This window comes from Streptomyces hygroscopicus subsp. hygroscopicus (assembly GCF_001553455.1).
Taxonomy (GTDB): domain Bacteria; phylum Actinomycetota; class Actinomycetes; order Streptomycetales; family Streptomycetaceae; genus Streptomyces; species Streptomyces hygroscopicus.
This window is the reverse complement of record NZ_BBOX01000367.1, coordinates 19,630-27,226: the sequence shown is the minus strand read 5'-3', so window position 1 is coordinate 27,226 and position 7,597 is coordinate 19,630. Positions and strand designations below refer to the sequence as shown.

Sequence of the window (7,597 nt, the reverse complement as noted above, 5' to 3'; positions counted from 1 at the left end):
GGGGGAGCCGCCGTCGCGGGGGCGGGGGCCGTCGCCCCGACCGCTCGCTCGACATCGGCCCGGGGAATCAGACCCTCGGGCCCGGAGCCCCTGAGCTGCCGCAGATCGACGCCGTGCTCCCGGGCCAGCCGCCGCACCAGGGGGGAGATCACCGGGATGGGCTCCGCGCCGTTCCGCACCGCCGTCGTCCCGTGCGGCGGCCGGGGGGAGGGCTGGACGCGACGGCGCCGCGCGGCGGGCGCGGCCGTGCCGTAGCCGACCAGCACATTGCCGGATTCCTCGCCCGCGGTGGCCGGCCGGTCGGGCGGACCGGCACCGTCGTCCGAGCCCTCCGGCACGGCGACCGTGATCAGCGGCGCCCCCACCGGCACCTCCGCGCCCTCCTCGCCGTAACGGGCGGTCACCACACCGCCGTAGGGACACGGCACATCCACCATCGCCTTGGCCGTCTCGACCTCCACCACCGGCTGGTCGACCGCGACCACCTCACCGACCTGGACCAGCCAGCGCACAATCTCGGCGCCGGTCAGCCCCTCGCCCAGATCGGGCAGTGTGAACTCCCGTACGACCGTCATCGGACCGCACTCCCCTCGGTCCACTCCGCCTCCCACTGCAGGCGGGCGACGGCGTCCAGCACCCGGTCCACACCGGGCAGATGGTGCCGCTCCAGCATGGGCGGCGGGTAGGGGATGTCGAATCCGGCGACGCGCAGCACGGGCGCCTCCAGGTGGTGGAAGCAGCGCTCGGTGACCCGGGCGGCGATCTCCCCGCCGGGCCCGCCGAAACCGGCCGCCTCATGGACCACCACCGCGCGTCCGGTCCGCCGTACCGAGGCGCAGACCGTCTCGTCGTCGAAGGGGACGAGCGAGCGCAGATCGACGACTTCGAGGTCCCAGCCCTCGGACCGGGCCGCCTCGGCGGCTTCGAGGCACACCGGCACGGAGGGGCCGTAGGAGATCAAGGTCGCGGCCCGCCGGCCGCCGCTGCCGGGCCTGCGCACCACCGCGCGCCCGATCGGCGGCACCTGCTCGGGCGCGTCGGCCGACCAGTCGGCCTTGGCCCAGTACAGCCGCTTGGGCTCGAGGAAGATCACGGGGTCGTCGGAGGCGATGGCGGCGCGCAGCAGCCCGTAGGCGTCGGCGACGGTCGCGGGGGCGACGACGTGGAGTCCGGGGGTGGCCATGTAGTAGATCTCGGACGAGTCGCTGTGGTGCTCGACCCCGCCGATGCCGCCCCCGTAGGGCACCCGCACGGTGATCGGCATCGGCATCGCGCCCCGGGTGCGGTTGCGCATCCGCGAGACATGGCTGATGAGCTGCTCGAAGGACGGGTACGCGAAGGCGTCGAACTGCATTTCGACCACCGGCCGCAGCCCGTACATGGCCATGCCGACCGCGGTGCCGAGGATGCCCGCCTCGGCGAGCGGCGTGTCCGTACAGCGGTCCTCGCCGAACTCCTCGGCGAGCCCGTCGGTGATCCGGAAGACGCCGCCGAGGGTGCCGACGTCCTCCCCGAGGACATGGACGGACGGATCGGCGGCCATGGCGTCGCGCAGCGCGCGGCCGAGGGCCTGCGCCATGGTGGCGGGCTTACGGGCGGTGTCGGCCCCGACGGCGGTGGTCATCGCTGCCCCTCCCCGGCCTCGGCGTCGAGCTCCGCGCGCAGCTGGGCCGCCTGCTCGCGCAGCTGGCTGGTCCGGTCGGCGTAGACGTGGTCGAAGAGCTCCGCGGGATCCAGGACCGGGTCCTGGTGCATGCGCGTCCGCAGATCGGCGGCGAGCCGCTCCGCGGACTCCCGCACGGCCCGGACGCCCTCCTCGTCCAGCAGCCCGCGCCCCCGCAAGGCGTCCTCCAGCAGCGCTATCGGGTCGTGGGCCCGCCAGGCATCGACCTCGGAGTCGGCGCGGTAGCGGGTGGCGTCGTCGGCGTTGGTGTGGGCGTCGATGCGGTAGGTGACCGCCTCGACGAGGGTGGGGCCGCCTCCGGCGCGGGCCCGGCGCACCGCATCCGCCAGGACCTGGTGGACGGCGGCCGCGTCATTCCCGTCCACCAGGCGGCCGGGCATCCCGTATCCGACCGCCTTGTGGGCGAGGGAGGGCGCGGCGGTCTGCTTGGCGAGCGGGACGGAGATGGCGAAGCCGTTGTTCTGGACCAGGAAGACGACCGGGGCGTGCCAGACGGCCGCGAAGTTGAGGGCCTCGTGGAAGTCGCCCTCGCTGGTGCCGCCGTCGCCGACCAGGGCGAGGGCCACGACGTCGTCGCCCTTGAGGCGGGCGGCGTGGGCCAGGCCCACGGCGTGCGGCAGCTGGGTGGCCAGCGGGGTGCACAGCGGGGCGACGCGGTGTGCGTGGGGGTCGTAGCCGGAGTGCCAGTCGCCGCGCAGCAGGGTCAGGGCCTCGACGGGGTCGAGCCCGCGGACGACGGCGGCCAGGGTGTCGCGGTAGCTGGGGAAGAGCCAGTCGCGCTCCTCCAGCACCAGCCCGGCCGCCACCTGACAGGCTTCCTGGCCGGTGGAGGAGGGATAGACGGCCAGCCGGCCCTGCCGGGTGAGGGCGGTGGCCTGCGCGTTGTAACGGCGGCCACGCACCAGCTCGCGGTGGAGCCGGGTCAGCAGATCGGGGGAGACGTCGGCGGCAGCGGCGGTGCCCAGCACACGGTACGGCTCGGTGTCGGGCAGCAGCGGCGCGGCGTCGACGCGGGGCTGCCAGCCGGGCGGGGGAGTGGGCCGGTAGGCACCGGGCTGCTCAAGGACCGTCATGACGCGACCTCCTGGGCGTGGCGTACGGCGGGAGGGCGGGGCGTGCCGTGCGGCATCGCCCTCCCCTACCGATTGTTCGGTCGTTGACGCATTTTGGCTACAGGCGACCCGGGCCTGTGGACAAACGGTTCTGCAGGGCCTGTGATGAAGACAGGACGTCCATGAAGGGGAGGCGGGGCGACATGCGGGGCGAACAGATGGCCAATCCGGACGGCAAACCCCCGGCGCGCCCCCTGGACTCCATCGACCACGACATCCTGCGGCTGCTCAGGACGGACGGCCGCGCCTCGATACGCTCCGTGGCCGAACAGGTTCACGTCTCGCGCGCCAACGCCTACGCCCGGATCAACCGACTGATCGACGACGGGGTGATCCGCGGCTTCAGCGCCCGGGTGGACCAGGAGCGGGCCGGGCAGGGCGCCTCCGCGTACATCACGCTGAAGATCGTCCAGAACTCCTGGCGCACCGTGCGCGAACAGCTCCGGCAGCTCCCCGGGGCCGCCCACATCGCCCTGGTCAGCGGGGACTTCGACGTCCTGCTGCTGGTGCACACCGAGGACAACCGCTCGCTGCGCGAGCTGGTCCTCACCCGCATCCAGGCCATACCGGAGGTGCTGAGCACCCGGACGCTCCTGGTGTTCGAGGAGACGGATCTGGACTCGGAGCCCTAGCGACCGGCCCCGTCCGGCTCCGCGCCGCGTCCGACCCCCGTCCGGCGCCGGACCGCGTCCGGCCCCCGGCCGACCCCGGAACCCCCGTCCCGGCCCCGGGTCCGTTCGCCCCTGCACCCGTCCGGCCCCGGTCTCCGCCCCGGCCCCCGTCACCGCCCGGCCCCGGGCCCCGGCTATCCCTGGGTGCGCAGGCCCGCGAAGGCCGTACGGACCACGGCCTCGGCCACCTCGTGGGAGGTCGCGGCCCCGCCGCGGCCCGGCCGGTACCACTCCACAATGGAGTTGATCATGCCGAAGAGCAGCCGGGTCGCCAGCCGGGCGTCCACGTCGGACCGCAGATCGCCATCGGCCGCTGCCTGCTTGAGCAGCTCGGCGACCTGGTGGTCGAACTCCCGGCGCCGCTCCATGGCCCACCGCTCGGTGTCCGTGTTGCCCCGGACGCGCAGCAGCAGGGTGACGTAGGGCAGCTCCTCCATCAGCACCTCGGCGGTCCGCCGGGCCACGTGCTCCAGCCGCTCGACCGCCCGTCCCTCGCGTGCGGCGGGCTCCCGGAGGATGCCGAACAGTCCGTCCAGGGCACGGCTTATGGCGAGCCTGAGCAGCTCCTCCTTGCCCTTCACATGGTGGTAGATGGAGGACTTGGAGATGCCCGCGGCCCGGGAGAGGTGTTCCATGGAGGTGCCGTCGTAGCCGCGCTCGTTGAACACCTCCACGGCAACCGCGAGCAGCGATTCGGGCGTGTAGGTGTCGCGCTTGGCCATGGTCATGATTAGAGCAGTTTCTCTTCGGCGGCCGCACGCCGGATCAGCGCCTGCGAGGGGGCGTAGCGGCCGGTGGGGCAGGCTTCGTGGAGATTGCGCAGGGTGTCGCGCACCCAGCGGGCGCCGAGCGCACGCCCCCATGCCAGCGGTCCGCGCGGGTAGTTGACGCCGGTGAGCATGGCGGTGTCGATGTCCTCGGGGTCCGCCACACCGCGGGCGGCGGCGTCCTCGGCGAAGTCCACCAGCATCGCGACCGTGCGGGCCACGATCATGCCGGGGATGTCCTGGACCACGCTGACCCGCTTGCCGAGCGCCTGGAACAGGCCGATCGCGGAGCGCAGGGACGCCTCGGGGACGGCCGGGGACGGCGCGAGGGCGACGCGGCCCGCGGTGCGGTAGTCCAGCGCCAGATCGAAGCGGACCGAGGCGGCGAAGGGGTCGCAGGTGGCCGTCGTGCCGTCCGTCAGGGACAGGCGGGTGCCGTCCGGGAGGGACAGATGGCTCCCGGCGGGCTCGCGGGTCACCGGGATGCCCGCCTCCGCCATGAGCCCGACGAGTTCCGCGGCGGGTCCCAGGTCGCCGTGGAGGGTGACCTTGCCCGGCGGCTCGCACGGTCCGGCGGTGTGCGGACCGGGCCGGCCGGCGCCCTCGGTGTGGTCGAACCAGCCGTGGCCGGTCTTGCGCCCGAGCCGCCCGGAGGCGACGAGCCGGCGCTGAGCGAGCGACGGGGTGAATTTCGGATCGTGGAACAGCGCTTCCCACACGGATCGGGTGACGGACTCGTTCACGTCCTGGCCGATCAGGTCGGTGAGCTCGAAGGGGCCCATCCGGAAGCCGCCGGACTCGCGCAGCACGGCGTCGAGCGTGGCGGGGTCGGCGCCGTGCTCCTCGTACGCCCGGAACGCCTCGGCGTAGAAGGGGCGGGCGATCCGGTTGACGATGAACCCGGGGGTGTCGGCACAGCGCACCGGGGTCTTCCCCCAGGCCGCGACGGTGGCGTACGCGCGGTCGGCGGCGGCCTGGTCCGTGGCGGCGCCGCGCACCACCTCCACCAGCGGCATCAGTGGGGCCGGGTTGAAGAAGTGCAGGCCGATCAGGCGGCCGGGGCGGCGCAGCACGCCCGCGACGGCCGTGACGGAGAGGGAGGAGGTGTTGGTGGCGAGCAGACAGCCGTCGGAGACCACCGACTCCAGGGCGGTGAACAGCTGCTGCTTGGCGCCCAGCTCTTCCAGGATCGCCTCGACGGCCAGCTCCGCGTCGGCCAGGTCCGCGAGGTCGGCCACGGGCGCGAGCCGGCCGAGGGCCGTGTCGCGGTCGGCGGCCGGCAGCGCCCCCTTGGCGACCAGCCTGCCGAGCCGGGCCGCGATGGCGCCGGCGGCCTGGGCGGCACGGCCGGGCGCCGCGTCGTAGAGCCGCACGGGGTGCCCCGCGGCCAGCGCCACCTGGGCGATTCCCTGGCCCATCGTGCCGGTGCCGATGACGGCGACGAGGCCGGCGCGGCCGGTCCCACGGTCGATGCCAGTCATACCGGAGATCCTTTTCGACGAAGTTGTCCACAGGTTCGTCAGGCCCTCTTGTCCCGACCGATCGTTCGGTTACTCTAGCTCTGTCGCCCTTCCCAGCCCAGCCCCAGCTCGACGAGGAGTTGGTCAGTCGTGACCGCCGCACTCACCACCGCGCAGTTGACGCAAGAGCACCGCCCCACCCTCGACCAGGCCCTGGAGGCGATCCGTACCCGCGCTTACTGGTCCCCGCACCCCGAGCACCCGAAGGCTTACGGCGGCGAGGCCCGGGGCGGGCGCCCGAGCCTGAGCGTCGCCGAGGGCCAGGCGGCGTTCGAGGCGCTGCGCGGCAAGCGCCTGGAGCTGGACCAGCCGGGCACCGACGGCTGGACGGGCTCGGAGGTCTCGCCGTTCGGGGCGGAGATGGGCATGGAGTATCCGCATCCGGACATCGAGGTGCTCCTCCCCGCGATGCGCAAGGGGATGCCCGCCTGGCGGGAGGCCGGCCCCGAGACGCGGGCCGTGGTGTGCCTGGAGATCCTGGCCCGCATCGGCGCCCGGTCGCACGAGTTCGCCCAGGCGGTCATGCACACCAGCGGACAGGCGTACATGATGGCCTTCCAGGCCGGCGGCCCGCACGCCCAGGACCGCGGCCTGGAGGCGGTGGCGTACGCCTTCGCCGAGCAGACCCGCACGCCGGCCGCCGCGGACTGGTCCAAGCCCCAGGGCAAGCGCGACCCGCTGCGCCTGCGCAAGACGTTCACGGCCGTCCCGCGCGGTATCGCGCTGCTGATCGGCTGCAACACCTTCCCGACGTGGAACGGCTATCCCGGGCTCTTCGCCTCCCTCGCCACCGGCAATCCGGTGCTGGTCAAGCCGCATCCCCAGGCCGTGCTGCCGCTGGCGCTGACCGTCCAGGTGGCGCGCGAGGTGCTGAAGGAGGCCGGGTTCAGCCCCGATCTGGTGGCGCTGGCCGCCGAGCGGCCGGACGAGGGGATCGCCAAGGTCCTCGCCGTCCGCCCCGAGATCCGCATCATCGACTACACGGGCTCGACCGCGTTCGGCGACTGGCTGGAGACCCACGCCCGCCAGGCCCTGGTCTTCACGGAGAAGGCGGGGGTCAATACGGTCGTCATCGACTCCACCGACGACTACCGGGGCATGCTGGCCAATCTGGCGTTCTCGCTGTCCCTCTACAGCGGCCAGATGTGCACCACCCCGCAGAACCTGCTGATCCCCCGCGGCGGCATCACCACCGACGCCGGCCCCAAGACGTACGACGAGGTGGTGGCCGACCTGGCGGCGGCGGTGGACGGGCTGCTGGCCGACGACGCACGGGCGAGCGCCCTGCTGGGCGCGATCGTGGGCCCGCGGGTCCAGGAGCGGCTGGAGGCCGCGCCCGGCCTGGGCGGCGTCGCTCTGGCCTCCCGCCCGGTGACCCACCCCGACTTCCCCGAGGCCACGGTCCGCACGCCGCTGATGGTCAAGGCCGACGGCGCGCGGAAGTTCTGGGAGGGGGCGGACGCGGACGCGCCCTATCTGTCCGAGTGCTTCGGCCCGGTCTCCTTCGCCGTCGCCGTCGACTCCACGGAGGACGCGGTCGCGCTGCTGCGCCGGACCACCCGGGACAAGGGTGCGATGACGGTCGGCGCGTACACCACCTCACCGGAGGCGGAGCGGCTGATCGAGGAGGCGTGTCTGGAGGAGTGCGCCCAGCTGTCGCTCAATCTGACCGGCGGGGTGTATGTGAACCAGACCGCGGCCTTCTCCGACTTCCACGGCAGCGGCGGCAATCCGTCGGCCAACGCCACGCTCTGCGACGCAGCGTTCGTGGCCGGCCGCTTCCGCATGGTCGAGGTCCGCCGCCCGGCGGAGTAGCGGGGCCCGGCCGCCGGGGCGTGTGGCA

General features: G+C 73.6%; 7 protein-coding genes. 2 read left to right on the top strand and 5 right to left on the bottom strand.

Annotated elements, in window-relative coordinates; genetic code table 11:
• From AXW62_RS31615 to pdhA, 3 genes are all read right to left on the bottom strand, one after another.
• Window positions 1-575, bottom strand: a 575-nt coding sequence (locus tag AXW62_RS31615; RefSeq protein ID WP_174556458.1) for a biotin/lipoyl-containing protein, incomplete at its 3' end; no start/stop codon positions are given.
• Entirely contained in the window at window positions 572-1,624 is a 1,053-nt protein-coding gene (locus AXW62_RS31610; RefSeq protein ID WP_060947514.1) for an alpha-ketoacid dehydrogenase subunit beta, read from the bottom strand. The genes AXW62_RS31610 and AXW62_RS31615, both read right to left, overlap by 4 nt.
• On the bottom strand, window positions 1,621-2,757 hold the full coding sequence (gene pdhA, locus AXW62_RS31605) for a pyruvate dehydrogenase (acetyl-transferring) E1 component subunit alpha (protein ID WP_060947513.1): 1,137 nt from the start codon (window positions 2,755-2,757) through the stop codon (window positions 1,621-1,623). The genes AXW62_RS31610 and pdhA overlap by 4 nt, the downstream gene beginning before the upstream one ends.
• A 182-nt stretch (window positions 2,758-2,939) precedes the next feature.
• On the opposite strand from pdhA, the gene AXW62_RS31600 reads away from it, so the two are divergent.
• Window positions 2,940-3,428 (top strand): Lrp/AsnC family transcriptional regulator, encoded by a 489-nt coding sequence (locus AXW62_RS31600; RefSeq protein WP_030827896.1) that lies wholly within the window; start codon window positions 2,940-2,942, stop codon window positions 3,426-3,428.
• A 173-nt stretch (window positions 3,429-3,601) separates the two neighbouring features.
• Here AXW62_RS31600 and AXW62_RS31595 read toward each other — a convergent pair whose 3' ends face one another.
• Both AXW62_RS31595 and AXW62_RS31590 read right to left on the bottom strand, forming a co-directional pair.
• Complete coding sequence (locus tag AXW62_RS31595) at window positions 3,602-4,195, bottom strand: TetR/AcrR family transcriptional regulator (protein ID WP_030827893.1); 594 nt, start codon at window positions 4,193-4,195, stop codon at window positions 3,602-3,604.
• Between the two features lie 2 nt (window positions 4,196-4,197).
• On the bottom strand, window positions 4,198-5,715 hold the full coding sequence (locus AXW62_RS31590; RefSeq protein WP_060947512.1) for a 3-hydroxyacyl-CoA dehydrogenase: 1,518 nt from the start codon (window positions 5,713-5,715) through the stop codon (window positions 4,198-4,200).
• A 129-nt stretch (window positions 5,716-5,844) separates the two neighbouring features.
• Between AXW62_RS31590 and paaN the strand changes: the two genes are divergently transcribed.
• On the top strand, window positions 5,845-7,569 hold the full coding sequence (gene paaN / locus AXW62_RS31585; protein ID WP_060947511.1) for a phenylacetic acid degradation protein PaaN: 1,725 nt from the start codon (window positions 5,845-5,847) through the stop codon (window positions 7,567-7,569).
• Window positions 7,570-7,597 lie beyond the last annotated feature (28 nt).

Coding starts and splice junctions, on each gene's coding strand:
- AXW62_RS31595 (WP_030827893.1), bottom strand. CDS start 4,195: ATGACCATGGCCAAGCGCGACACCTACACGCCCGAATCGCTGCTCGCG.
- AXW62_RS31590 (WP_060947512.1), bottom strand. CDS start 5,715: ATGACTGGCATCGACCGTGGGACCGGCCGCGCCGGCCTCGTCGCCGTC.
- AXW62_RS31610 (WP_060947514.1), bottom strand. CDS start 1,624: ATGACCACCGCCGTCGGGGCCGACACCGCCCGTAAGCCCGCCACCATG.
- pdhA (WP_060947513.1), bottom strand. CDS start 2,757: ATGACGGTCCTTGAGCAGCCCGGTGCCTACCGGCCCACTCCCCCGCCC.
- AXW62_RS31600 (WP_030827896.1), top strand. CDS start 2,940: ATGCGGGGCGAACAGATGGCCAATCCGGACGGCAAACCCCCGGCGCGC.